18 protein-coding genes are annotated in these 24665 nt (G+C 65.0%); 11 read left to right on the forward strand and 7 right to left on the reverse strand.

The window, feature by feature from the left end; all coding sequences use genetic code 11:
• Positions 1 to 50: 50 nt before the first annotated feature.
• From DVB37_RS28745 to DVB37_RS17855, 3 genes are all read left to right on the forward strand, one after another.
• Complete coding sequence (locus tag DVB37_RS28745; protein WP_240433915.1) at positions 51 to 1361, forward strand: acyl-CoA dehydrogenase family protein; 1311 nt, start codon at positions 51 to 53, stop codon at positions 1359 to 1361.
• A 218-nt stretch (positions 1362 to 1579) separates the two neighbouring features.
• Positions 1580 to 2485, forward strand: a complete 906-nt coding sequence (locus tag DVB37_RS17850) for a LysR family transcriptional regulator (RefSeq protein ID WP_120156349.1) — start codon at positions 1580 to 1582, stop codon at positions 2483 to 2485.
• Between the two features lie 129 nt (positions 2486 to 2614).
• Entirely contained in the window at positions 2615 to 3055 is a 441-nt protein-coding gene (locus tag DVB37_RS17855; RefSeq protein WP_046804064.1) for a CBS domain-containing protein, read from the forward strand.
• 73 nt (positions 3056 to 3128) lie between these two features.
• Here DVB37_RS17855 and DVB37_RS17860 read toward each other — a convergent pair whose 3' ends face one another.
• The gene (locus DVB37_RS17860; RefSeq protein WP_046804065.1) at positions 3129 to 3893 is read right to left on the reverse strand and encodes a sulfite exporter TauE/SafE family protein; all 765 of its coding nucleotides are present in this window, start codon (positions 3891 to 3893) and stop codon (positions 3129 to 3131) included.
• Positions 3894 to 4109: 216 nt separating this feature from the next.
• On the opposite strand from DVB37_RS17860, the gene DVB37_RS17865 reads away from it, so the two are divergent.
• The 4 genes from DVB37_RS17865 to DVB37_RS17880 all read left to right on the forward strand — a co-directional run bounded on the left by DVB37_RS17865 (position 4110) and on the right by DVB37_RS17880 (position 9666).
• Positions 4110 to 4994 (forward strand): FxLYD domain-containing protein, encoded by an 885-nt coding sequence (locus DVB37_RS17865; protein ID WP_120156350.1) that lies wholly within the window; start codon positions 4110 to 4112, stop codon positions 4992 to 4994.
• Positions 4984 to 5910: an FxLYD domain-containing protein gene (locus tag DVB37_RS17870; RefSeq protein ID WP_120156351.1), complete on the forward strand. Its 927-nt coding sequence runs from the start codon at positions 4984 to 4986 to the stop codon at positions 5908 to 5910. Before DVB37_RS17865 ends, DVB37_RS17870 begins: the two co-directional genes overlap by 11 nt.
• Positions 5911 to 6153: 243 nt before the next feature.
• Positions 6154 to 8745, forward strand: coding sequence for a bifunctional aconitate hydratase 2/2-methylisocitrate dehydratase (acnB, locus tag DVB37_RS17875; protein WP_120156352.1), 2592 nt, complete (start codon positions 6154 to 6156; stop codon positions 8743 to 8745).
• A 321-nt stretch (positions 8746 to 9066) separates the two neighbouring features.
• Positions 9067 to 9666: a lipoprotein gene (locus DVB37_RS17880; RefSeq protein WP_046804069.1), complete on the forward strand. Its 600-nt coding sequence runs from the start codon at positions 9067 to 9069 to the stop codon at positions 9664 to 9666.
• A gap of 238 nt (positions 9667 to 9904) precedes the next feature.
• Here the strand turns inward: DVB37_RS17880 and DVB37_RS17885 are convergent, their stop codons facing one another.
• Together DVB37_RS17885 and DVB37_RS17890 are read right to left on the reverse strand one after the other, a co-directional pair.
• Complete coding sequence (locus tag DVB37_RS17885) at positions 9905 to 12142, reverse strand: TonB-dependent siderophore receptor (protein ID WP_046804070.1); 2238 nt, start codon at positions 12140 to 12142, stop codon at positions 9905 to 9907.
• Positions 12143 to 12401: 259 nt separating this feature from the next.
• Complete coding sequence (locus tag DVB37_RS17890) at positions 12402 to 13553, reverse strand: pirin family protein (protein ID WP_205571573.1); 1152 nt, start codon at positions 13551 to 13553, stop codon at positions 12402 to 12404.
• 166 nt (positions 13554 to 13719) lie between these two features.
• Between DVB37_RS17890 and DVB37_RS17895 the strand changes: the two genes are divergently transcribed.
• Entirely contained in the window at positions 13720 to 14628 is a 909-nt protein-coding gene (locus DVB37_RS17895; protein ID WP_120156353.1) for a LysR substrate-binding domain-containing protein, read from the forward strand.
• Between the two features lie 75 nt (positions 14629 to 14703).
• Here DVB37_RS17895 and DVB37_RS17900 read toward each other — a convergent pair whose 3' ends face one another.
• The 3 genes from DVB37_RS17900 to DVB37_RS17910 all read right to left on the reverse strand — a co-directional run bounded on the left by DVB37_RS17900 (position 14704) and on the right by DVB37_RS17910 (position 18196).
• Positions 14704 to 15699 (reverse strand): tripartite tricarboxylate transporter substrate binding protein, encoded by a 996-nt coding sequence (locus tag DVB37_RS17900; RefSeq protein WP_046804072.1) that lies wholly within the window; start codon positions 15697 to 15699, stop codon positions 14704 to 14706.
• Between the two features lie 86 nt (positions 15700 to 15785).
• Complete coding sequence (locus DVB37_RS17905; RefSeq protein WP_120156354.1) at positions 15786 to 17312, reverse strand: AMP-binding protein; 1527 nt, start codon at positions 17310 to 17312, stop codon at positions 15786 to 15788.
• Positions 17309 to 18196, reverse strand: coding sequence for an SDR family oxidoreductase (locus DVB37_RS17910; protein ID WP_120157551.1), 888 nt, complete (start codon positions 18194 to 18196; stop codon positions 17309 to 17311). The genes DVB37_RS17905 and DVB37_RS17910 overlap by 4 nt, the downstream gene beginning before the upstream one ends.
• A gap of 141 nt (positions 18197 to 18337) precedes the next feature.
• Here DVB37_RS17910 and DVB37_RS17915 point away from each other — a divergent pair, with 141 nt between their 5' ends.
• Both DVB37_RS17915 and acnA read left to right on the forward strand, forming a co-directional pair.
• Positions 18338 to 19270 carry a LysR family transcriptional regulator gene (locus DVB37_RS17915; RefSeq protein ID WP_120156355.1) on the forward strand — a complete coding sequence of 311 codons (933 nt, stop codon included), beginning with the start codon at positions 18338 to 18340 and terminating at the stop codon, positions 19268 to 19270.
• A gap of 338 nt (positions 19271 to 19608) precedes the next feature.
• Entirely contained in the window at positions 19609 to 22314 is a 2706-nt protein-coding gene (gene acnA, locus DVB37_RS17920; RefSeq protein ID WP_046804075.1) for an aconitate hydratase AcnA, read from the forward strand.
• Between the two features lie 121 nt (positions 22315 to 22435).
• Here the strand turns inward: acnA and DVB37_RS17925 are convergent, their stop codons facing one another.
• On the reverse strand, positions 22436 to 23218 hold the full coding sequence (locus tag DVB37_RS17925) for a class III extradiol ring-cleavage dioxygenase (RefSeq protein ID WP_082134420.1): 783 nt from the start codon (positions 23216 to 23218) through the stop codon (positions 22436 to 22438).
• A gap of 229 nt (positions 23219 to 23447) precedes the next feature.
• Here DVB37_RS17925 and DVB37_RS17930 point away from each other — a divergent pair, with 229 nt between their 5' ends.
• Positions 23448 to 24650, forward strand: a complete 1203-nt coding sequence (locus DVB37_RS17930) for a DUF2863 family protein (protein ID WP_046804077.1) — start codon at positions 23448 to 23450, stop codon at positions 24648 to 24650.
• The last annotated feature ends 15 nt before the right edge of the window (positions 24651 to 24665 follow it).

Raw genomic sequence — 24665 nt, forward strand, 5'->3', positions numbered from 1 at the left:
AGGATGATCTGCGGCGCGTTAACCGAATACGGACGGACAAGGGCTACATCATGAACAACGCTGGCGACACGCTTTCCGACAACCTGCTGGGCGACGCGGCCGAACGCCTGTTCGCCCAAACCTGCACGCCCGCGCTGCTGCGCGCCGCCGAGCAGGGGCAGCCCATTGATGCCGCGTGGCGGGCGTGCGAGGACGCGGGATTCGCCGATGCGCTGGTGCCCGAGTCGCTGGGCGGCGCCGGGCTGCCGTTGGCGGCGGCACTGCCGGTGGTGCTGGCGGCAGGCCGTCACCTGTGCCCCTACCCCATCGCACATACGATGCTGGCGCGCGGCTGGCTGGCGGCCCACGGACATGCGCGCCCCGCGGGGCCGATCGCGCTGGCCCCGCACGGGCTGTCCGTGGCCGACCACCGCATCGCCGGCAAGAACGTGCCCTGGATACGCGTGGCCAGCCACGTGCTGGCGCAGATCGATGGACAAGCGTGGCTGTTGCCCGTGCAAGCGGCCGATGTGCAGAGCAACGGCGTACATGGCTCGCTGGACGGCGAGGCGTCATGGGCGTTGGCCGACGCGCAATGCCTGGGCCCTATCCGCGCAAGCGATGAACAGAACGGGCGGGAGGGGCGGGAGGGCCGGCTGGGGCGGAACGGGCACGACGGGCGGGACGGACAGGACGGGCGGCATGGGCAGGACGGGCCGGACGGGCACAACGGGCAGCGCGCGGCCGATACGCCGGATGCCCTGGCCCTGCTGGCCGCCACGGCCTACGCGGGCCTGATGGCCGGCGCAATGGAGCGCGTGTTGACGATGACCCTGGACTACGCCAACACCCGGGCTCAATTCGGCAAGTCCATCGGCCGCTTCCAGGCGGTGCAGCAGCAGATCAGCGTGATGGCCGAAGAGGTGTGTGCAGCGAACATGGCCGCGCAGCTGGCGTTTCAAAGCCAGGACACGCAGCCCGGCAATTTGCCCCGAGTGATGGCCGGTGCGCTGCCCAATGCGATGCCGGGTGAGACGCCCGGTTCGATCCCCAGCGCGATGCCGGCAGCGACGCCCGGTGCGACGCCCGGTGCGATGCCCGGTGTGATGCCCAGCGTGATGCCCGATGCGATGCAAGCTGCCGTCGGCAAAGCGCGAACCAGCCAGGCGGCGCCGCGGGTGGCCGACATCGCCCACGCGGTGCATGGCGCCATCGGCGTCACCGCCGAATTCGACTTGCAGCTTTACACGCGCCGCCTGCGCGACTGGCGGTTGGCGGCAGGGTCGGAATCCTTCTGGCATGCACACATCGGCGCCCATGCGTTGCAAGGCGAAGACAGTGCACTGGACCTCATCCGCCGCGTGGCGCAGGGTCAAGCCTGACGCGGCGATACCGCAAGGGATAGCCCGGATGCCGGCGGCGATCCACCGCACGGCACACCGCGCGATACCAAGCCCCACACACCACATCACACACATCACACACATCGCTATACGCAGCACCTCACACATTCGCGACACACAGCACCACACACCACACCACACACATCGCGACACACAGCACGTATCATCGAAAGCCCATGCCGCCCTGGACCCCTTCCATGGACTTTCGCCACTTGCAGCAATTTCTGGTGCTTGCCGACACGCTGAACTTTCACCGCGCGGCCGAAAAGCTGCATATGTCGCAACCGCCGCTGTCGGTGTCGATCCGCAAGCTGGAGGAGATGGTGGGTGTGCCGCTGTTCGTGCGTGGCCGGCAAGGCGTGCAGCTGACCGAGGCCGGGCTGGCGGCGCTGGACGAAGCGCGCCGCGCGCTGTTTCATGCCGAGCAATTCCGGCTGGCTGCCCGTGCCGGGGCTGTCGGTGAAGGCGGCACCGTCCGTATCGGTTTCGTCGGATCCGCCACGCACGCCATCTTGCCGCGCGTGCTGCCCTTGTTTCGCCAACGCTATCCGGGCGTGACAGTGGTGCTGCGCGAAGCCACCTCGATACGCATCATGCAGGACCTGGCCGAGGACGCGCTGGAAGTGGGCATCGTGCGTGTGCCGGTGGCCATGGGCTCGCGCGTGCGGCTGGCGCCGCTGACCACCGAAAATTTCGTGCTGGCCGTGCACAACAGCCATCCGCTGGCCCGCCGCGGCCGCATCCGGCTGGCCGACCTGGCCGACGAACCCTTCATCATGTACACCGCCACCGAGGCGGCCGGCCTGCGCATGGCCGCCATCAACGCCTGCCAGCTGCGCGGCTTCACGCCCCGCATCGCGCAGGAAGCCGTGCAGGTGCAAACCCTGTTGAGCCTGGTGGAAAGCGGCTTGGGCGTGGCGCTGGTGCCGGCCGGCGCCCGCCGTCACCCCAGCCCCAATGTGATCACCAAAACGCTTGCCGATTTTCCGGCGGATGCGTCGATCGGGATCTCGCTGGCATGGAACCCGGGGGCCGAACGCAGCGCCGCGCGCAACCTGCGCGAAGTGGCCGCCCACGCCTTCCGGCCCAAGGCGGCCAAATAGGCCCCGCTTGCGGCAAGGTGGCCAGCAGGCTTAGGATGGAGCATGACCGCGCCGCGGCGCCCTGGCCGTTATCCAAGGGCGCGACGCGCGGTTGGCGTTTGAACCTTGTCAGCGATCCGGGAGCACATCGTGAAAACAGTGGCTGAGATTCTCAGGGAAAAGTCGAACAATGCCGTCGTGACGGTTTCACCGGATTCCTCGGTGTTCGACGCCATCAAGACCATGGCCGAACGCAGCATCGGCGCAGTGGTGGTCGTGCAAGGGGATACGGTGCTGGGCATGCTGTCCGAGCGCGACTACGCCCGCAAAGTCGTCCTGCAAGACCGCTCGTCGCGCAGCACCAAAGTGCGCGACATCATGACCGACTCGGTGTATTACGTGGGCCCGGGCGATACGCGCGAGCACTGTATGGCCATGATGACCGAACGGCATTTCCGCCATCTTCCGGTCATCGACAACGAAAAGCTCATCGGCCTGCTGTCCATCGGCGATCTGGTCAAGGACATCATGAGCGAACAGAAATTCATCATCCACGAACTGGAACGCTACATCAGCGGCGGCCACGCGTAATCAGCGGCGGCCAAGCCCGGTCAGCGGCAGCACGCGCAAGTGCCGCGCGCCGTTGTCCCATCGCCCCTGGCGGCTACCCGGCCGCCAGTATCCGCGCCGCCGGCACGATCAGGCCCATGCCGGCCGCCAGCAGCAGCACGAACACCATCCGCTTCACGGTCTTCATGGAGCCCGCCGTGCTGTAGCGCCGCGCCACCCACGTCACCCCGATCACCACGGGCAGCGCCTGCACGCTAAGCCAGAATGACGACGCCATGAAGTGGCCCTGCCCCGTCACCAGCGCCAGCCGCACCACGGCATTGAGCGAGAACAGCACCAGCAGGCTGTTGCGGATGGACGCCAGCGGCAAGGGCTGGCGATACAGGTGATACACCATCGGCGGGCCGGCGCTGGAAAACAGGCCGCCCAACACGCCCGAAATGCCCCCGAAGAACAAAAAGGACGCCTTGGACGACAAGCGTTCCAATGGCTTGGCGCGCGCCACCAGCAGCACCGCGCAGGCCAGGATGGTGATGCCCAGCAACAGTTGCAGCAGGACCGTCATGGATCCGCTGATCCACGTCAGCGCGGCCACACCCACGGCAACGCCCACCAGGCTGGCGACCATGGCCGGGCGCATCAGCGACCAGTTCACTTGCGGCTTGGCGCGCGCCAGCGTGACGGCGGCGTTCACCAGCGACAGCACGCTGACCACGTTGGCCACTTCGGCCACCGAGGCCAGCTGAAATACGCCGGACAGACCCAGTAGCACCAGCCCGAACGCGAAGCCGGTCATGGTCTGGGCATAGGTGGCCAGCGCCACGCAGGCCAGAAACAGCAGGTGATGGGAAATGCTCATGCGTGGGGCCGGGTTTTTGTCGCGGCGATGATATCACCCGGACGAACAGCGTTCGTTTGTCGCGATAAGGCGGCGGGGCGTCGCTTTTGGCACATATCGTCACAACTAGAAGCGCACCTGCACCCCGCCCCCGGCGCGCTGCCGCTATCCTTGCCGCCCTGTCCGTCCCCCATGCACGCTCCGCCAACATGACGCCAAACGCATGACGCTTAACGCATGACACCAAAACACACGACGATCAACACGGTCACGCTGACCTGCTCCACTTGCGGCAGCGCGCAATTCACCAAACTGGCCCCCAACGAATACCGCTGCAACCATTGCCACGCCTTGACGCTGGTGGAGGACGACGTTGCCCAGCGGCTAGAAAAGATATTGCGCGGCATGCAGCAGCCGGCCAGGCAAGCGCAGATCAAGCCCAGTGCGCTGGCGGCCATCGTGCTGGTAGTGGTTGCCGTGATTTTCGTGCCGCTGGTGGCGTCGATGCTGACGTCCAGCCCGTCGACCCCTTACCGCCCAACGCCCGTCGCCCCGCCCATTGACGCGTCGCTGGTCAAACTGACGGACGTGCGCGAAGTCCAGATCCGCGGCCGCAAGCAGTTGGTGATGATCATGCGCAACGAAACGGGCAAGAAGATCGACGTGCCGCGTGTCACGGCAACGTTCTTCCAGGGCGACCTGACGCTGACGTCGACCCTGTCCACGCCATCGCCACGGTCACTGGAACCGGGCGAATACGCGCCGGTGCTGATCTCGGCCCCTGAAAAAGCCTACTCGCGCTACGAATTACAGGTCGCCACGCCGACGCCGGCGCGCGGCAAGAACAACGACGTGTCCGCCAGCAAGGTGCAACTGGTGAAGAACGACGGCGCGTATCGCCTGGTCGGCCTGCTCAAGAACGACGGCGCCAAAGAGGCCGGCGCCGCGCAGATCACCGTGCTGCTCTACGGCCAGGACGGCGCGTTGATCGGCACCGGCAACGGCTATGGCAGCGCGGGCGCGTTGGCGTCGGGCGCCATGACGGCGTTCGACGTGCGCTGCGAAATGCTTGGCGACGACAAGGTCGCGTCCTACGACTACATGGTGCAAAGTGAAAGCTGACCGTTCCCAATCCAAGCCGCTTGCCTGGCCGGCCAAAACCGCGCTGGTGCTGCTGATGCTGGCGGCGGCCGGCGTGGCGCTGACCCAGTACACCGCCGTTGGCCCCTGGGTGGCGAACAAGCTGGGGCATGAAACGCCGGCCGGGTCCGCCAACACGGCCGTGGCCAAGCCGGCAGAGGATGCGCCCAAGGAAACCGCTTCCACCAGCCGCATGCACCGCGTCAGCCCCGCGAATGTGCGGGTCATTGACCACGTGCGTCTGTCCACCGAAGAACTGCTGGACCCGAACTTCGCGTTGTTCGACCCGAAGGCGTTCAGCTTGTCGGCGCCACGCCGCCTGCTGGATGAAATCGAGCGGCCGGTGATGTTCGCGGAGCTGTCCAACACCAGCAACACCGACATTGCCCTGTCGCCCCGCGTTGAAATTTCGGTGTTTGACGGCTCTCGACCGTTGAACCTGCGCCAGGAATGGACCTTGCCCACGCACCTTTACCCCGGCGAGCGGGTGCCGGTGATGCTGTCGGGCGGCAGCTTCGAACGGGTGACCGAGGTCAAGACCAACTGGTTGCCGGCCAAACGCGCCGCCCTGCCCGGCCCGCGTCCCAAGCTGGCCGTCACGGTTGAAAACACCGAGGCCGGGATCGGCACCGGCACGCTGAATTTCAGCTATCGCTATCGTTACAAATACGTCACGGTTCACGGCCGCGTTCGCAACGAGGATCAGGTCGACGTGGAAAACGTGCGGGTCTGGGTCAGCCTGTACGACGCGCAGGACAAGCTATCGGGCGCCCTGTTCAAGGAATTACGCCTGCCCAAGCTCAAGCCGGGCGACAGCGCCCCGTTCGAAATGGACGTGAAGCAATTTGGTGGCAATTTTGCCCGGGTTGCCGTCGTTTATGACGTAGCCACGCGCTAGGATTGCGCCTGCCCGTCCAGCATTGAATTCGTAATGGCGGCCATCGAGCCGCCATTTTGCTGGCTGGCGCCCTTCGCTGCGGGCGGCAACGGCGCGCCGTCTGCTTCCCAACGTCGCCACCCAACAACAAGGGACGGACCATAGTCTTATATAAGATATAAGACATTTGCTTGCCGCCCCCTCTTCCCTCTACAATTCCGGCCGACAACCCTTCTTCCAACCCGACTTTTGAGCAGGCCTCACATGCTGGATAACTACCGCCAACACGTTGCCGAACGCGCGGCTCTGGGGATTCCCCCGCTGCCCCTGACGGCTAAACAAACCGCCGAACTGATCGAACTGCTGAAGAACCCGCCCGCTGGCGAAGAGCAGAATCTGGTCGAACTGTTGACCCACCGTGTGCCGGCCGGCGTGGACGATGCCGCCAAGGTGAAGGCGTCCTACCTGGCCGCCGTGGCGCTGGGCAAGGAAGCTTGTGCGCTGATCAGCCGTGCCAAGGCGACGCAACTGCTGGGCACGATGCTCGGCGGCTACAACATTGGCCCGCTGGTCGACCTGCTGGATGACGCGGAAATCGGCACCATCGCCGCCGATGCGCTGAAAAAGACCCTGTTGATGTTCGACGCCTTCCATGACGTGAAGGAAAAGGCCGACAAGGGCAACGCCAACGCCAAGTCCGTGATGCAAAGCTGGGCCGACGCCGAATGGTTCACCAGCCGTCCGGAACTGCCGGAAAGCCTGACCATCACCGTCTTCAAGGTGCCTGGCGAAACCAACACCGACGACCTGTCGCCCGCGCCCGACGCCACGACCCGCCCCGACATCCCGATGCACGCCCTGGCGATGCTGAAGAACAAGCGCGACGGCGCGGCGTTCGAACCGGAAGAAGACGGCAAGCGCGGCCCGGTCAAGTTCATTGAATCGCTGAAAGAAAAGGGCCACCTGGTCGCCTACGTGGGCGACGTGGTCGGCACGGGTTCGTCGCGCAAATCGGCCACCAACTCGGTGCTGTGGTTCACGGGCGAAGACATCCCCTTCGTGCCGAACAAGCGCTTTGGCGGCGTGTGCCTGGGCAACAAGATTGCCCCGATCTTCTACAACACGATGGAAGACGCCGGCGCGCTGCCGATCGAACTGGACGTGTCCAAGATGGAAATGGGCGACGTCGTTGAACTGCGCCCCTACGATGGCGAGGCGTTGAAGAACGGCGAAGTCATCGCTGAATTCGAAGTGAAGTCCGACGTGCTGTTCGACGAAGTGCGCGCCGGTGGCCGCATTCCGCTGATCATCGGCCGTGGCCTGACCAGCAAGGCGCGGGAAGCACTGGGCCTGGCCCCGTCGACGCTGTTCCGCCTGCCGAAAGACCCGGTCGACACCGGCAAGGGTTACACGCTGGCCCAGAAGATGGTTGGCCGTGCCTGCGGCCTGCCGGACGGCAAGGGCATCCGCCCGGGCACCTACTGCGAACCGAAGATGACCTCGGTCGGCAGCCAGGACACCACCGGCCCGATGACCCGCGACGAACTGAAGGACCTGGCTTGCCTGGGCTTCTCGGCCGACCTGGTGATGCAGTCGTTCTGCCACACCGCCGCCTACCCCAAGCCCGTGGACGTCAAGACGCACCACACGCTGCCGGAATTCATCAGCACCCGTGGCGGCGTGTCGCTGCGCCCGGGTGATGGCGTGATCCACTCGTGGCTGAACCGCATGCTGTTGCCCGACACCGTCGGCACCGGCGGCGACTCGCACACGCGCTTCCCCATCGGCATTTCGTTCCCGGCCGGTTCGGGCCTGGTCGCCTTTGCCGCCGCCACCGGCGTGATGCCGCTGGACATGCCGGAATCGGTGCTGGTCCGCTTCAAGGGCAAGCTGCAACCCGGCGTCACCCTGCGTGACCTGGTCAACGCCATCCCGCTGTACGCCATCAAGCAAGGCCTGCTGACGGTGGCCAAGCAAGGCAAGAAGAACATTTTCTCGGGCCGCATCCTGGAAATCGAAGGCCTGCCGGACCTGAAGGTCGAGCAAGCTTTTGAACTGTCGGATGCGTCCGCTGAACGTTCGGCTGCCGGTTGCTCGGTGTTCCTGAACAAGGAACCGATCATCGAATACATCAACAGCAACATCGTGATGTTGAAGTGGATGATCGCCAACGGCTACGAAGACGAACGCACGCTGGGCCGCCGTATCAAGGCCATGGAAGCCTGGCTGGCGGACCCCAAGCTGCTGGAGCCGGACGCCGACGCCGAATACGCCGCCGTCATCGAAATCGACCTGGCCGACGTGCACGAGCCCATCGTGGCCTGCCCGAACGACCCGGACGACGTCAAGACGCTGTCGGAAGTTGCCGGCGCCAAGATCGACGAAGTGTTCATCGGCAGCTGCATGACGAACATCGGCCACTTCCGCGCGGCGTCCAAGCTGCTGGAAGGCAAGCGCGACATCCCGGTCAAGCTGTGGGTCGCCCCGCCGACCAAGATGGACGCCACGCAGTTGACCGAAGAAGGCCACTACGGCGTCTTCGGCACCGCCGGCGCCCGCACGGAAATGCCGGGCTGCTCGCTGTGCATGGGTAACCAGGCACAAGTGCGCGAAGGCGCAACGGTGATGTCGACCAGCACCCGCAACTTCCCGAACCGCCTGGGCAAGAACACGAACGTGTACCTGGGTTCGGCCGAACTTGCCGCCATCTGCTCGAAGCTGGGCCGCATCCCGACCAAGGACGAGTACATGGCAGACATGGGCGTCATCAACAAGAGCAGCGACCAGATCTACCAGTACCTGAACTTCGACAAGATCGCCGACTACAAGGACGTGGCCGACGTGATCGAGGTGTAAGCCTTTCAGGTGTAAGCCTGATGCGTGCACGCCATATGCGATAGCTGGTTTCTGTGCCGGCTTTGCATGCAGACAACGGCCCCGGAGCAATCCGGGGCCGTTTGCAATCTGGGGTTTCCAATCCGGCGCCGTTCGCTTCGGGCGGCGGCTTATCCGGCGTCCTTCCCCGCGACCAACCAGGCTTACTCACCCATTTCAGGGACGGAACTTTTCCGGCGATACGTTTTCATACAATCGCGGTATCTTGTGACACTGTCAACCGTTGTCACGCCCCGGGCGCTGCCTTCAACCGCGCCCCCACCCCAAGGAGGAAGCCCGCCAATGACCCGGCTTTTGCTGCCGCCGCTGCTACTGCTGGCGCTTGCCGGCTGCGCCACGGCGCCGCCATCGAACCCCGAGAACATTTGCGCGATCTTCCGAGAAAAGCCCGACTGGCACGACGCCGCCCTGAAGGTGCAGAAGAAATGGGGCGCGCCCGTGCCGGTGCCCATGGCGATGATGTACCAGGAATCCTCCTTCAAGCAGGACGCCGTGCCGCCCCGCTACTACTTCCTGGGCATCATCCCCTGGGGCCGCGTCAGCTCCGCCTACGGCTACGCCCAGGCCAAGGACGAAACCTGGGCCGACTACAAGCGCGAAGCCGGCGGCTGGGGCTCAAGCCGCGACGACTTTGCCGACGCGCTCGACTTCATGGGCTGGTACATGAGCAAGTCGCAACGCCTCAACGGCATCTCGAAGTGGGACGCCTACGGGCAGTACCTGAACTACCACGAAGGCTGGACCGGCTACCGCAACCGCAGCTACGACCGCAAGGCATGGTTGAAAACGGTGTCGCAAAAGGTGCAGGCACGCGCGGAAAAATTCACGTCGCAATACAAAAGCTGCGAAAGCGACCTGACGCGTGGGGGGTGGTTGTGGTGAGCCGATAGCAACTGCCGCGCTTGCCTTGATCTCTATACAAAAATTGGTATAACCGCCGCGTGAAAGGCCCGGAACTCGTCACCTTTTTTGGGTACGGCACTTGACGATCCGCGGGCCTGCAAGTGCATATGACGATTCAGGAAGCAGTGTGATCGGCGGTTGAGACGCCCTTTCCAAAACAAAAAAATCCCGGCCTGGGCCGGGATTTTTTTCGCTTGCGTGACCTGTCGTGCAGCGATCAGAAGTCCATGCTGGCCGACAGCAGGAACGTGCGCGGGCCGCCAAGGACCAGGTAGCCGTTGCCGGGGTACCCGCCAACCGACGACCAGTAGTTGCGGTTGGCGATGTTCTCAACGCGGGCGCGCAGGGTCACGACGTGGCCGTCGACGTCCGTCATGTAGCGCAGACCGGCGTCAAAGCGCGTCCAGCCGGGGACTTTCAGGGTGTTGGCGTCGTCAGCGTACGACGAACCGGTGTAGACCACACGGCCATCGACCGCGAGGCCTTGCACGCCGGGGATATCCCATTCCACGCCCATGTTGGCCTGGAAGCGAGGCACGCCGATCACGCGGTTGCCGTCGATTGATGGCTTGCCGGTAGAACGCTGCTCGGCGTCCAACCACGTGAGTCCGCCGAGAACGCGAACAGACTGGATCGGCTCGCCATAGACCGTCAGTTCTACGCCTTGGTGCCGGTCTTTACCGGAGGCCGTCAGCTCGTTGTTGGCGTTGTATGCGGACCGCGGCTTGTCGGTAGAGAACAGTGCAAGGCCCGCCCCCAGCCCGTCGCCTTCGTACTTTGCGCCAATCTCCTTTTGTTTGGAGACATAGGGCGACAGCACTGTACCAACGTTGGGTACGGGTTTGCCGTTAGCGTTCGCGGGAGCCGTATCGCCCTGCACTAGCGCTTCAATGTAGTTGGCATACAGAGAGACACTTGGCGCCACCTTAAAAACAACACCAGCGGCCGGCGAATTTCGGCTCTTGTCGTATGCACCCGTTTCGTTGCCCCCGTTACCGGTCCCGTTGTCGTAGGAATAGCTGCGAGTCGACATACGTTGATGGCGGATGCCCAAGGTCAGCAGCACCTTGTCGTCCAGGAACGACATCGTGTCGCCCAAGGCGTAGCTGCTCATGCGCGTGCGTCCTTGCAAGGCTGGGTTGTCGATATCGTTGCCCCGCAAAGCACCGGCACTGAACGCCGGCTTGTCGTACGAAATCGGATCGTAGATGTTCGTCGGATACGTGTTGCCGAAATCCATGATGTACGCGTTCTTCTTCTTCAGATCGAAGAAGGAAGCCGACACCACCACTTCATGGCCGACGGGGCCGGTGCGCAGCTTGGCACGCAGGCCCACTTCACCCGTGTTGACGCTGTCTTCGCGCGTATTGTCGAAGCGATAGAAGTTGCCCGCGCCCGTGCTGCCATTGGTCAACGTCACGTTGCCCAGCGAATTCGCCTCATCGCTGCGGCGAAAGCCGTATGCCGCCCAACCCGTCAGCTTGTCGCTGAAATCATGCTCCGCGCGCAGGGTGCCGAACACGTCGCGTTCATTGGAATACGACCACGGCTGCGCATAGTTCGAGCTGGCGTCCGGTGCGTCGGGAACGGTGGTTACCGTCGAGCCCATCGTCACGTTCGGACGCGGCCGCTTCAGCTTGTTTTCCTGCCAACCGATATCGCCCGACAAGCGCGTATCCGCCGACCGCCAGTCGATACCCAGGGACACCAGGCTGGTACGCGAATGTTCGTCGTCGATCCCCGTGTCGCCGCTGCGTTGCGCGGCGTTCAGGCGGATGCCCGTGCTGTCGTCGGGACCAAAACGGCGCGCGATGTCGGTCGACAGCTGGAACTGGCCGCCGCTGCCCACGCCGGTGGTGACACGCGTCAGCGGTTCGTTGGGCGCGCGCTTGGGCACCAGGTTGATCACGCCGCCGATGCCGCCGCCGCCCGGCGTTGCACCCGTCAGGAAAGCCGTTGCACCGCGCAGGACTTCCACGCGCTCGAACAATTCGGTGGCAATGTACTGGCGCGGCAGCAGGCTGTACAAGCCGTTGTACGCCACGTCGTCCGAACTCAGGATGAAGCCGCGAATGAAGTAGGACTCTTGGAAATTGCCGAAGCCACGCGCCACGCGCACGCCGGAATCGTTCTGCAAGACATCGCCCACGCTGCGCGCCTGCTTGTCCTGGATCAACTCGTTCGTGTAGCTGGTAATGCTGAACGGCGTGCTCATGTTGTCTTGCGTGCCCAGGATGCCCACTCGGCCTCCCGTGGCCACCTGCCCGCCCGCAAAGGGCACCGCCAAGCCGCCCGCCGAGGCGTCGGCGCTGGCTTCGACCTTGATCGCTTCCATCGACACTACGGAGCCGCCGGCGGTGCCGGTTTGCGCAGGAACGGGGGTGGCGGTTTGAGCGTGGACGGCGCTGATGCACGGCAGCGTTGCGGCCACGCAGGCAAGTGTTCGAATTTTCATATCGGGGTCAGGGGACGGTAAGTGCGCGTTGCCGCGCGGAGAAACACACAATCCCGATGGAATGACGCACGGAAAACGGCGTATCAGCTGGCACTACCGTGAAAGCCTGGCACCAGGCCCTGACCGAGCCCGTTCACCCAGGGGTCTTGAGGTCTTAAGGCGCAAATATTATCAAATCGATAATCATTCTCACTCGTCCCCGTTTTCGCTTTTACGCGACGTTGCCGTCACGCAACAAACAGCCCTGGTGGAATCAGGGTCATGTAGGGACGGACTCGGAGCCGGCGCGGCGACGTGGGGTGGTCGGCATGGTCCGGGCGGTGGTCGTGGGAGCGGCTGGGCCAGCGACAGCAGCCGTGGTCGTGGCTTTGGCTTTGGCTTTGGCTTTGGCTTTGGCTGTGGCTGTGGCTGTGGCTGGGGCTGGGGCTGGGGCTGGGGCTGCGGCAGCGGCCGCGGATGCGGTTGTGACTTCGGCAGCGGCTCCGGCTGTGGCTGTGGCCGTGGCTTTGGCCTTCGCTGTGACAGGCGCCGCAGTTGTGCCAGCGGACACACCCCGCGCGGACACCGGCCCGCCTGCTGGCCCGCCCACCAGCACGAAGTGCACCGGCGCCCTGCCCGCCATCAACACCAACACGCCTTCCTCATTCCCCGCCGACGCGGATGCGCACGTGGACGCGGACGCCGTCAGCGCGCAGCCCGTGTCCAAGACGGCGAAGTCGGGATCCCCGCCCATCTGCTTGGGCAACGCCGGCGCGCCGGTGCGGCGGTGCCGCGCGCGCACGCCCAGCTCACCAGACACGACGTAAAGCCAGGCGTTCCAGCCGGGCGGCAACGGCACCAGCTGCGTCGCCCCCGGGCGCAGCCACCCATCCAGGACCAGCATCGATGCCGCCGTCACCAGCGGCGATTGCCAGCCCCCATGGCTGCCCGCCACCACGCGAATACGGCCGGCGTCAGTCTGAATCACCGGCATCTCCCAGCCCCGGATCAACGCGGGCGCGGGGCTGCCCGCATCCGCCGCGTCCAGCGGACCCACGACAATACGCAAGCCGTTCAGCCGCCAACCACTGGGCCGCGCGCCATTGGCCGGCTGGCGCACCCGGGTAGCGCCGGCGTCCGCCCGCGCCCAATGCAGGTCGCCCGCCTGCACGTCCTGGTCATCGCCGTCGGCGCCGGAGCTCAGCAGGCTGCCCCGCGTATCTTCCAGCAGCAAGGTGGCGACGTAGCAGCCGGGGCGCGGCTCGGGCGGCCACGGGGCCGGCGCGGCCGAGGCCGTCATGTCGAAATGGTCGACCCTGATGACGGGGGATGAGCCACGGGAAAAGTCGGTGTGGCGAAACGTGCGCGTGATGCAGCAATCGCCGGCCGATTCGGGCTGGCTCGCCGCGACGTTACTAAGATGAATGGTCAAAAAGGCGCTGCCTGGAGTGGGTCGCGCCAATGTGAAAGGGGGTGGCGCCGACTGACGCAGAGCTTATGCGTTCCACCTGGCGGACAGTAGAGGCCAATTTCAGGAATATTTGTCATGCCGTACAGGACAATCCGCGCCCGCCTCCTCTTTTGCGCCGTGTCCCTCTATGTACCCCCACATTCATCACCTGGACGACCTGCTGCTCTTTAGCGAAGTCGTCGCCAAAGGCGGATTTTCGGCAGCGGCGCGTGTGTTGAATATGCAACGTTCCAAGCTGAGCCGGCGCGTGGCCGAGCTGGAAGCGCGGCTGGGCGTGCGCCTGCTTCAGCGCAATACCCGGCGGGTGTCGTTGACCCCGATGGGCGAGCAGATCTACGTGCACGCCCAAGCCGTGGCGCGCGAGGCCCGCACCGCGTTTGAGCTGGCGGCCTCCATGGGCGACACACCCAGTGGCTTGTTGCGTATCACCGCGCCGTCGCCGCTGGCGGTAACGTTGCTGGGCGAAATGGTGGCCCGTTTTTGCATCTCGCATCCCGGCGTGCGCGTGTTGCTGGACACGCGCGACGAAATCATCGACCTGGTGGGCGAAGGCTACGACCTGGCGTTTCGCGCGATGGGCGCCCCGCTGACGGATTCCCGGCTGATCGGTCGCGAGCTGGCGCTGGTGCCGCTGACCCTGGTGGGCGCCCCGGCACTGGCGCAGGCGCGCCCGCGTCATCCACGCGATCTGGCCGCGCTGCCGCTGCTGGCGCATGCCACGCAGGACAGTCGCCAGACCTGGCGCTTTACCGGCCCGGCGGGCGAAACAGAATCACTGGAATTCCAGCCGAAATGCCTGAGCAGCAACATGGCCACGCTGCGATCCATGGTGCGCGCGGGCCTGGGCGTGGGGCTGCTGCCGCACTATCTGTGCGCCAACATGCTGGCCAGGGGCGAACTGATCGCCATCCTGCCCGGCTGGCAGGCCGCGCCCTCGCGCATCTACGCAATCATGCCAGCCCGCCGTGGCGAGCCCCTGGCCTTGCGCCGCTTTCTGGAAATCGCAGCGGCTGAACTGCCGGCCTTGCTGGCGTGAGCCGCGCGGCCCCTTGGCAGCGCGAACCCGCCGCGCGGCCGGCCGCGCCGCCCTTGGGGGTTGAGCTGGGCCGTATCAATCCAGCTTGATGTTGTTGGCCCGGATGACTTCGCCCCAACGCTGGCGGTCATCGCGCACATAGCCGTCGGTCTCGGCTTGATCGCGCGGCGCCTGGATTACCAAGCCCAGGGTCTGGAATCGTTCACGAAATTCCGCTTGCCGCAGCACGTTATTGACGGCCTGCTGCAACACGGTCGTCTCTTGCGGCGGCGTGCCCGCCGGCACCGCCACGCCGAACCAGGTCGCCGCGCGAAAACCCGGGAAGCCGCTTTCGGCAACCGTCGGCACGTCCGGCAGCACGGGGAGGCGCTCGGCCGTCGTCACCGCCAAAGCCTTGATTTTTCCCTCTTTCACCAGCGGCAAAGACGTGCTGATTACGTCCACCATCAGTTGCGTGTCGTTGGCCATCAGCGAGCTCAAAGCGGGCGCACTGCCGTTGTAGGGAATGTGCGCCACGTCCATGCCCGTGCGCGACTTCAGCAGTTCGGTGGCCAGTTGCAGCGGGTTGCCGATGCCGACGGACGCATAGTTCAGCTTGCCGGGATGCGCCTGGGAGTAGCCCACGAACTGAGCCAGCGTGGTGGCCGGCACCTGGTTATTGGCGACCACCACCAGCGGCAGTTCGGCCACTACCGACAACACGCGAAAATCGCGCTCGGCGTTGTAGGAAATTTTGCGATAAAGCGCCGGGTTCAGCACCATGCTGGCATTGCTGGCCAACAGCAAGGTGTAGCCGTCCGCCTGCGCGCGGGCTACCTGAGTAGCGGCAATCATGGTGTTTGCGCCCGGCTTGTTTTCAACAACGACCGGTTGCGCCAACTCGCGAGACAGGCGTTCGGCCAACGTGCGAGACAACTGGTCGGCCGCGCCGCCCGGCGTGTACGGCACCACCAGCTTTAGCGGCCTGTCCGGAAACGTCGCCGCCCACACCGGCGCGGACGTCGACACGGCACCGCTGCACAGCAGCACTGCGGCCGCGACGCGACCCACCCAACGGTTGATCTTCAACATGCTTGTCTCCCGAGTCTTTGGCGACTCTTATCTTGGTACGAGCCCCGCGCACGTACGCACGCGGGGGTAAATCGATGTGCCCGCGCCTAGACCCGGCGTGCGTGGCCTTCCCAGAACTCGGCGCGCAGGCGGCGCTTGGCGATCTTGCCGTTGTCGTCGCGCGGCAGCGCGGGGCGCAACAGCAGCTCGCGCGGCACTTTGTAGCGGGCGATGCGGCTGTCCAACCAACGCATCACGTCCTGCACGTCGACATCGGCATTTGGCGCGGGCTGGATCAAGCCCAGCAGGCGCTCGCCAAATTCCGCGTCGGGCACGCCGAACACGGCGCAGTCGGCCACGCCGGGATATTGCGTCAGGTGGTGTTCAATTTCGGCGGGGTAGATGTTCACCCCGCCCGATATCACCATGTCCGACTCGCGGTCGCAGACGAACAGATAGCCGTCCGCGTCCACATAGCCCAGGTCACCCAGGCCGATCAGCCCATCGCGTTCAATCGCCTGTCGCGCCTCGGGGTGGTTGCGGTACGTGAAGTCGGCATAGGCGGGCTGGCGGACGTGGATATGGCCAATTTGCCCCGGAGCGCACTGGCTGCCATCGTCGGCATAGATGCGTACCTGCGCCGCGCCGATGGGGCGTCCTGCGCTGCCGGGCCGCGCCATCGCTTCGTGCGAATCGATCACGGTCACCATGCCGGCTTCGCTGGACGCGTAGGTTTCATGCACAACGGGACCAAGCCAGTCGATCATGGCGCGCTTCAGATCCGGCGCACACGGCGCCCCGGTCGAGGCCACGAAGCGCAACGACGACAAGTCAAAAGAACCCCGCGTCTGCGCGTCCAGCTTCAGCAGGCGCACGTACATGATCGGCACGAGATACACGGTGTCGATGCGATGCTGCTGGATCAGGCGCAGCACGTCGACCGGATCGAACCGCGGCATCAGCACCAGCGTGTCGCACACCCGCAAGGCCACCTGCGCGAACACGCTGGGCGCGCTGTGATAGATGGGCGCGGGCAATAACGCGCGGCAGCCCGGACGCAAGCCATACGCCTGTTCCACCACGGATTCGACGGCAGCCAGATGGTCGGCAAGACGGTCCATCGGAAATGGCTGGCGCACTACGCCCTTGGGCCGGCCTGTGGTACCCGACGTGTAGGCCATGTGCCCACGCGGCGCCACCAAGGGGCCGTCGTAACGCGGCTGCGCATCACGCCAGGCGTCGTAGTCGGCGAAGTCGACGCTGGTTTCCGCGACGGACCCACCCGCCCCCGCTGTTGGCCCGCTCACACGCAACACGGGCAGGCCGGCGGGCAGCGCGCCTTGCGCCTGTCGCCACAGGTCGTCGTCCGCGATCAGCAGTCTGGCGCCGCTGTCGCTTACCAGGAAGGCGACCTCGTCGGCGGTGTAATGCCAATTGATGGGGCAGTAATAACAGCCCAGGCGTTTGCAGGCCTGGATGATTTCCAGATACGCCATGCCGTTGCGCAGCAGCACCGCGATGACATCGCCTTCGCGCACGCCCATCGCGGCGAGGCCGGCCGCCACCTGCTCGCCTCGGCCGACCAGCACATCACGCGTCAGACTGACATTGCCGGCGATGATGTGGCCGCTCATGCCGGCTTCCCGGCGCGTTGGGCCTTGTCCTGAGCCGTGCGGGCTTCGATGGCGGCGCGGGCTGCGGCCCAGTCCTCGTCGGACCAATCGAAGTACTGCTTGAAGTACGCGCCGTTGGCCAGGTAGTCGCCTCCGTCCAGCGCAATGGTCTGCCCATTGACCCAGTCGTTGTCCGGAGCGAGCAGAAAGGCCGCGAGCTCGCCAATGTCATGCCCCGTGCCCAGGCGCCGCATGGGGTTCTGCTGAGTCAGCGCATCCTGGCCGTCGCCGTTGGGACGCAGCCGCGCGGTCGCGCCCTCGGTCGGGATCACGCCCGGCGCAATCGCATTCAAGCGGATGCCGTGGCGGCCCCATTCCACCGCCAGGGATTTGGTCATGGCGTCGATGCCCGCTTTGGACATGGCCGACGGCACGACAAACGGCGACCCCGTCCATACCCAGGTCACCACAATCGACAGCACCGCGCCCGGCATGCCCGAAGCGATCCAGCGCTTGCCCACGGCTTGCGTCATGTAGAAGGTGCCGTGAAAAACCGTGTCGGCGATGGCGTTGAATCCCCGCGCCGAGAGCTTTTCGGTCGGGCTGATGAAGTTGCCCGCCGCGTTGTTGATCAGTCCGTCCAGGCCGCCGTGCGTGTCCCATATGCCTTGCACCATGGCGTCGACCGCGTCGGCGTCGCGGATATCGACAGCGTGCGCGTAGGCTTGCGCGCCGCACCGGGCTTGCAGCCCGGCTGCGGCTTCTTCCACCACGGACAGGCGGCGCCCGCACACATGCACTGTCGCGCCCAGGGCGGCCAGCCGTTCGGCCATGGCCAGCCCCAAGCCCGTGCCGCCGCCCGTGATAAGGATGCGCCGCCCCTGGAAGAGGTCGCTGCGATACATGCTTTGGGCCATGGTTTGTCTCCTTGTTGTGACTGCAATACGCAATGGCGACCAGATTATCAACGCGCAGATACCGCGACAATCCTTCAGTCTGGGTAAACTCTGTTTCCTCCAAGGCAACAATAGCCCCCCCCTCCCCCCATGTCCGCCGTACCCGCGCTAGACCTGAACCTGATCCAGCTGTTTGTGACCATCGTCGAAGCGGGCACGCTGAGCGAAGCCGCCCTGCGCCAGGGCGTGACGCGTTCCCATGTCAGCCGCAATCTGCAAAAGCTGGAACGCACGTTTGGCGCGCAACTGATCCGGCGCACCACGCGCCGGCTGGAACTGACGCAGCAAGGCACGGTGCTGTACGAGCATGGCGCGCGGATGGCCCGCGAGGTCGAAGCAGCGCGGCATGCGCTTCAGAAGCTGGGCGCTGAACCCACCGGCCATGTCCGCCTGTCGCTGCCGACCGGGCTTGGCGAGCTGGACGCCCTGCGCCCGCTGCTGGTGCGTTTCGCACTGGAGCATCCCGGTCTGACCCTGCGTGTGCTGTTCTCGAACCGCGTCGGCGACCTGATTTCGTCCGAGATAGATGTGGCGCTACGGGTGATCTCGCAGCCGCCGCAAGACTATGTCGCGCGCGAATTGGGCGACGTGAAATGGCACCTGTGCGCCGCGCCCGGGTATTTGCAGCGCGTGGGCGCGCCGTCCCACCCGCGTGACCTGAGCCGGCTGGACTTCCTGTGCCCGCCCGGAACCAAGCCGCGAGCCACGCTGCGCTTGACGAGCCGCCGGGGCCAGACGCACGAGATCCAGCTGGCGCCACGGCTGCAATCCGAGTATTTCCCTTTCTTGGCCCAGGCCGCGCGCGATGGCGCGGGCGTCGCCCTGCTGCCCGCCTACATCGTCCAACCCGACCTGGAAGCAAACCGGCTGCGCGAGGTGTTGCCGGCCTACCGGACGCAAGGCCCGGGCGACAAGCTGTACATCCTGACGTCGCCCACGCCCTACCCGTCGACCGCGCAGCGGGCGTTGGTGGACTTCTTGAAGCGCGAACTGGAGCCTTTGCTGCGCGGCTTTCTGGCCTGATGGCAGGGCGCGTCCGGGCCGGGAGCGCCGATGGCGACGGCACGGCGACGCCGTGCACAGTCAGCACGATGTCAGCGCAACCCCGCTGTAGGAAAGCCCTGCTACAACCATGGGGTCTTGCGGGCTTGGGCCATGTCCGCCAAAGTAGGGGTTTTGCAAAGCCATATGTCTTGTGCGGACGGGTCGGAACTTTGACGTGCCGCCCAAGTCTTATATAAGATATAAGACATACGGTCGGGCGCGGGCTTGTGTCCCCTACAATGACAAACGCGCAAAAACGCCAGAAAATGCCGCCTGCGCTTGGGTAAAAAAAGCCGGGCAAAACCACGGAGTCCATCATGCCGCACAACACTCTAGACACCCTCAAGAACTTCAAGATCGGCAATAAATCCTGTCAGTACTATTCGCTGCCGGCGCTGGGCAAGTCGCTTGGCATCGATGTGCAGCGGCTCCCGGTATCGATCCGCATCGTTTTGGAATCCGTGCTGCGCAACTGTGACGGCAAGAAGGTCACCGAAGAACACGTCAAACAGCTTGCCAACTGGCAGGCCAACGCCCGCCGTGAAGATGAAATCCCGTTCGTGGTTGCCCGCGTGGTGCTGCAGGACTTCACCGGCGTGCCGCTGCTGGCCGATATCGCCGCCATGCGCTCCGTGGCCGACAAGATGGGCAAGAGCCCCAAGAGCATCGAACCGCTGGTACCGGTCGACCTGGTGGTCGACCACTCGGTGATGATCGACTACTTCGGCACCAAGGACGCGCTGGACCTGAACATGAAGCTGGAATTCAAGCGCAACCAAGAGCGCTACCAGTTCATGAAGTGGGGCATGCAGGCGTTTGACACGTTCGGTGTTGTGCCCCCGGGCTTTGGCATCGTTCACCAGGTCAACCTGGAATACCTGGCGCGCGGCGTGCACCAGGACAAGAAAAACAATGTCTATTACCCCGATTCGCTGGTGGGCACGGATAGCCACACCACGATGATCAACGGCATTGGCGTGGTGGGCTGGGGCGTGGGCGGCATCGAAGCCGAAGCCGGCATGCTGGGCCAGCCCGTGTACTTCCTGACCCCCGACGTGGTCGGCGTTGAACTCAAGGGCCAATTGCGCGGCGGCGTCACCGCCACCGACCTGGTGCTGACCATCACCGAAATGCTGCGCCGTGAAAAAGTGGTGGGCAAGTTCGTTGAATTCTGCGGCGAAGGCACCGCCAGCCTGACTGTGGCCGAACGCGCCACCATCGGCAACATGGCCCCGGAATACGGCGCGACCATGGGCTTTTTCCCGGTCGACGAACGCACCATCGATTATTTCCGTGGCACGGGCCGCACCGAAGACGAAATCGCCGCCTTCGAGGCCTACTTCAAGGCGCAGAAGATGTTCGGCATCCCCGCCGCCCAGGACATCAACTTCACCAAGCTCTTGACGCTGGACCTGTCCACCGTCGCGCCGTCGCTGGCCGGCCCGAAGCGCCCGCAAGACCGCATCGAAATCGGCAACGTCAAGAACACCTTCATTGATCTGTTCTCCAAGCCGGTTGCCGAAAACGGCTTCAACCAGCCGGCCGAAAAGCTGAACCAGACGTTCACCACCAGCGCCGGCACCAAGATCAAGAACGGCGACATCCTGATTGCCGCCATCACGTCGTGCACCAACACGTCGAACCCGAACGTGCTGCTTGCCGCCGGCCTGCTGGCCAAGAAGGCCGTGGAAGCCGGCCTGAAGGTGCCCAAGCACATCAAGACGTCGCTGGCCCCCGGATCCCGCGTGGTCACCGACTACCTGACCAAGACGGGCCTGTTGCCCTACCTGGAAAAGCTGGGCTTTGACGTGGCCGCCTACGGCTGCACCACCTGCATCGGCAACGCGGGCGACCTGACGCCCGACCTGAACGAAGCCATCATCGGCAACGACCTGGTGTGCTCGGCGGTGCTGTCGGGCAACCGCAACTTTGAAGCGCGCATCCACCCGAACATCAAGGCCAACTTCCTGGCCTCGCCCCCGCTGGTCGTGGCGTACGCGCTGGCCGGCACCGTCACGCGCGACCTGATGACCGAACCGGTGGGCCGTGGCAAGAACGGCGACGTCTGGCTGGGCGACATCTGGCCCACGTCCGAGGAAGTCGAGGCGCTGTTGAAGCACGCGCTGGACCCGAAGGTGTTCGAGGCCAACTACGGCCAGGTCAAGAGCAACCCGGGCAAGCTGTGGGAGAACATCAAGGGCGTCGCCGGCGATACCTACAACTGGCCCGACTCCACCTACATCGCCGAACCGCCCTTCTTCGAAGGCTTCGACATGACGCCGGCCCCGATGCCCACCGTCAAGGGCGCGCGCGCGTTGGGCGTGTTCGGTGATTCCGTGACCACCGACCACATCTCGCCCGCCGGCTCCATCAAGGAAACGTCGCCAGCCGGCAAGTGGCTGAAGGAAAACGGCGTGATGAAGGCCGATTTCAACAGCTATGGCTCGCGTCGCGGCAACCACGAAATCATGATGCGCGGCACCTTTGCCAACGTGCGCATCAAGAACCTGATGATTCCGTCGTTGCCCGATGGCAGCCGCTTCGAAGGCGGCGAGACCCTGTTCCAGCCCACGGGCGAACAGATGTCCATCTACGACGCGGCCATGAAGTACGTGGCCCAGGGCACCCCCACCGTTGTGTTCGGCGGCGAGGAATACGGCACCGGCTCGTCACGCGACTGGGCGGCCAAGGGCACGCAGCTGCTTGGCGTCAAGGCCGTGATCACGCGCAGCTTTGAACGTATCCACCGCAGCAACCTGGTGGGCATGGGCGTGCTGCCGCTGCAATTCAAGGGCACGGACAGCGTGCAGTCGCTGGGCATCACCGGCGAAGAAACGTACGACATCTCGGGCCTGGAAAACGGCATCAAGCCGATGCAGGACGTGACGCTGACGATCACCCGCAAGGACGGTTCGAAGCAGGACGTGACGGTGCTGCTGCGCATCGACACGCCGATTGAAGTCGATTACTACCAGCACGGCGGCATCCTGCCTTTCGTGCTGCGCCAGCTGCTGGCTGCCTAACGGGCGACGCGCCCCTCAGTCGGGGCGCGATGCAAAAGCCCCGGAACCTTGACAGTTCCGGGGCTTTTTTATGGTCTGGGCCGGGGCGATAGATCGCCGCCTCTGCCCTGCCCGTGCAGCATCAATCGTCGAACTGATACGCGTCCATCGCCAACGCCCCATAGGAAATTTCGTCGTTCAGGCGGGTGGCGCGGGCATCGTCGCCGCCCGCTCCCAGCGCTACGTACAACGGCATCAAATGATCGTCGTGCGGATGGGCCTGCAATGCGCCGGGCGCCTGCGCCTGCCAGTCCAGCAGCGCCGGCACGTTGTGTTCGGCCAGGTTACGCGCGTACCACGCCTGAAATCCGGGCACGTACGACACGGGCGGCGCGCTTTGCGGCATGCGGACATCGCGCAGATTGTGCGTCAGCGAACCCGACCCGATGATCAGAATGCCTTCATCACGCAGCGGCGCCAGCGCGCGGCCCAAAGCCAGTTGGCCGGCCGCGTCGCGCCCCATGTCCAGCGACAGCTGCACCACCGGCACATCAACGTCGGGGTACAGGTAGCGCAGCGGCACCCACGCGCCATGGTCCAGCGGGCGGCGCGGGTCGCGATCGGCGGCGATACCCGATTCGGCCAGCACCGCCTGGACACGGTCGGCCAGTTCGGGCGAGCCGGGGGCCGCGTATTGCAGCGCATACAGCTCGGGCGGAAAACCGCCGAAGTCGTGCCACGCCACTTGCCGGTCGCGCGTGGACAGCGCCAGCCCTTCGCCCATCCAGTGCGGCGACACGACCAGGATGCCGCGCGGCTTGCGGCCTTGCGCCTGGCTCCATGCCGTCAGCACGGGGCCGGTGCGCCCGGGTTCAACGGCCAGCATTGGCGAGCCGTGGGAAATAAAAAGCGTAGGCCAACGCATGGCGCAGCCTCCTGTAGATAAATTCGATGAGGAATTGTCGAATATTCCCAATCAGCAATAAACCCCCGTCAGGGGGATGCTCTGTTGCCGATACGGCATCAATGCCGGCAATGCGCCCGCAGGCAGCGCTGTGCGGGGCTCTGAAGTCGGAAACCAATGCGACAACGCCGCGATGGGCGGCGAGCGGTAAACTACGTCGTTACACACTTACTGGACGTCCCTCGAAGTTATGGCCCGAACCCGCAGCCAATCCGCTCCCCGCATGACCCGCGACGCCACCCGTTTGGTGGCGCTGGCCCAATCGCTTAACCGCTCGGGCAGCCGCGTTGAAGACGTGTTTTGGGAGAACCAGCTTGGCGAAGCGATTCCCAAGCTGCTCAAGGCTGGGCAGGACGCCCCGCTGGAAGCGGCCCTGGACCACCTGGCGCAAAGCGACATCGGCGCCTACGAAGTCTTGATCGAACAGGCCGAAACGCTGTCCGAGTCGATGAAGATCGAGAAAAACGGCGTGGTGTACGACGTATTGCTGATCGTTGCACCAATCGTCGCCTGGACGCGCTACGCCATCCCCACCGGCCCCGTTTCCGCCAGCGCCCAGCAGGCGCTGCTGGCGCAGTTGCACGGCCACGTGCTGTCCAGCCAGGCGCGCACCGCGCTGATGCCGGTGCTGGTCAGCGTGGACCAGATGCCGCGCACGTTCGGCGAAACCTGGCAGTGGCTGCAACGCCTGGGCTCGCAAGCCCTGGGCGCGGAAACCACCAAGCCCGCGTTGAACACCGAGATCGAAACCGCCAACATGCTGGCCGACACGCGCTACATCATCGGCGCGGTGGCGGTGCCTGAAAACGCACCGATCTTCCGTTGGCAGGAAAGCCTGGGCGACGCCGATGCCACGCGCGATGCGTGCCAGCAACAATGGGCCGCCCAGGCGCAACCCACGCTGGCCGCGCTGATGCCCGGCTGCGGCTTCGAAGCCCTGCTGCCCGACGCCTACTACGTCAGCAACCGCGAGGCCGACCGCCGCGTGCGCCCCTTGTCCTTGCGCGCGGCCGTCAGTTGGCTGGAAGGCGCGGTCAACCTGGAAGCCTCGCAATTGCGCGCGGTCGTGGCCGGCTGTGGCGAAAACCGCATCGACGAATACCGCATCAGCTTCACGGCGCGCAGCAGCAACGACGTCTACTACGGCTGCGTGTGGCCTTTGTATGGCCGAGAGGAAGAGCTGCCGTCCGACGAAGGCCAACCCGACGTGGTCGACGAAATCGCCGCCTTGCTCAAGGAATACGGCGTGACGGAACTGCGCCGCATCCCCGGCGTGCTGCCGGCGGAATACTGCGAAGACTGCGGCGCGCCCTACTTCCCCAACCCCTTGGGCGAACTGGTGCACGCCGAACTGCCCGAGGACGCCGAAGCCGCACCGGCAAAGTTCCACTAGTTTCACCAGGCCGCC

Source organism: Achromobacter sp. B7 (assembly GCF_003600685.1).
In the GTDB taxonomy this organism is placed as follows: Bacteria; Pseudomonadota; Gammaproteobacteria; order Burkholderiales; family Burkholderiaceae_B; genus Achromobacter; species Achromobacter spanius_B.

Coding starts and splice junctions, on each gene's coding strand:
- DVB37_RS17915 (WP_120156355.1), top strand. CDS start 18,338: ATGTCCGCCGTACCCGCGCTAGACCTGAACCTGATCCAGCTGTTTGTG.
- acnA (WP_046804075.1), top strand. CDS start 19,609: ATGCCGCACAACACTCTAGACACCCTCAAGAACTTCAAGATCGGCAAT.
- DVB37_RS17930 (WP_046804077.1), top strand. CDS start 23,448: ATGGCCCGAACCCGCAGCCAATCCGCTCCCCGCATGACCCGCGACGCC.
- DVB37_RS17925 (WP_082134420.1), bottom strand. CDS start 23,218: ATGCGTTGGCCTACGCTTTTTATTTCCCACGGCTCGCCAATGCTGGCC.
- DVB37_RS17895 (WP_120156353.1), top strand. CDS start 13,720: ATGTACCCCCACATTCATCACCTGGACGACCTGCTGCTCTTTAGCGAA.
- DVB37_RS17900 (WP_046804072.1), bottom strand. CDS start 15,699: ATGTTGAAGATCAACCGTTGGGTGGGTCGCGTCGCGGCCGCAGTGCTG.
- DVB37_RS17860 (WP_046804065.1), bottom strand. CDS start 3,893: ATGAGCATTTCCCATCACCTGCTGTTTCTGGCCTGCGTGGCGCTGGCC.
- DVB37_RS17865 (WP_120156350.1), top strand. CDS start 4,110: ATGACACCAAAACACACGACGATCAACACGGTCACGCTGACCTGCTCC.
- DVB37_RS17885 (WP_046804070.1), bottom strand. CDS start 12,142: ATGAAAATTCGAACACTTGCCTGCGTGGCCGCAACGCTGCCGTGCATC.
- acnB (WP_120156352.1), top strand. CDS start 6,154: ATGCTGGATAACTACCGCCAACACGTTGCCGAACGCGCGGCTCTGGGG.
- DVB37_RS17910 (WP_120157551.1), bottom strand. CDS start 18,196: ATGTATCGCAGCGACCTCTTCCAGGGGCGGCGCATCCTTATCACGGGC.
- DVB37_RS17880 (WP_046804069.1), top strand. CDS start 9,067: ATGACCCGGCTTTTGCTGCCGCCGCTGCTACTGCTGGCGCTTGCCGGC.
- DVB37_RS17905 (WP_120156354.1), bottom strand. CDS start 17,312: ATGAGCGGCCACATCATCGCCGGCAATGTCAGTCTGACGCGTGATGTG.
- DVB37_RS28745 (WP_240433915.1), top strand. CDS start 51: ATGAACAACGCTGGCGACACGCTTTCCGACAACCTGCTGGGCGACGCG.
- DVB37_RS17850 (WP_120156349.1), top strand. CDS start 1,580: ATGGACTTTCGCCACTTGCAGCAATTTCTGGTGCTTGCCGACACGCTG.